The sequence below is a fragment of the Azospirillum sp. UFLA03-27 genome (genome assembly GCF_059803775.1).
Genome location: NZ_JAUQTX010000537.1, coordinates 1 through 648 on the forward strand (window position 1 = coordinate 1; position 648 = coordinate 648).

Annotated in this window: 1 protein-coding gene; it reads right to left on the bottom strand. The window is 74.8% G+C overall.

The annotated features are described in order from the left end of the window. On the bottom strand, positions 1–648 hold a 648-nt coding region (gene eutC / locus Q4I23_RS32945; protein ID WP_498529039.1), incomplete at both ends, for an ethanolamine ammonia-lyase subunit EutC.

Genomic DNA, 648 nt, shown 5'->3' on the forward strand with positions numbered 1-648 from the left:
CTTGGGCGGCGGCGGCGGCGGGAGCGAGGCCGCCGACTCGGACATTGGAGATGCAGTTGCGCTCGCTGTCCACCCGGCCGGGCCGCGGCTCCCAGGTCAGATAGAGGCCCAGTGAATCGGCGGCGCTCAGCCCCGGCCGCTCGCCGATCAGGACGACGCTCGCCCGCGCCTGGAGCAGCGCGCCGACCGGGTCGCCCAGCGCCACCCGCGCCTGCTCCGCCACCACCACCGGCCCGACTTGCAGCCCCGCCGCCTGGAGTTTCGGGATCAGGGCTTCCAGCACCGCGACGGCGTTGGCCTGCACGGCGGTGCCGCTCAGCCCGTCGCCGACCACCAGCACCACATCGGGGGCGCGGACCGGCTCCGACAGGCGGCGCTGCGACTCCTCCGACAATTGCCGGCCGAGGTCCGGGCGCTTCAGGTAGGCGGCGCGGTCGGGTGCGGCGCTGGTCACCGGCACCGCCGGCCAGCCGCGCTCCGCCAGTTCCGCCAGCAGAGCCGCGGCGTCGAGCGGCGTGTGCACGGCGTCGCGCGCCTGGGCGTGGGCGGCCTGGAAAGCGAGGTGGGCGGCGGTGGGCAGGCCGCTCCCGGCGTGGCCAAGCGCGATCCTGTCTCTTATACACATCTCCGAGCCCACGAGACTATAAC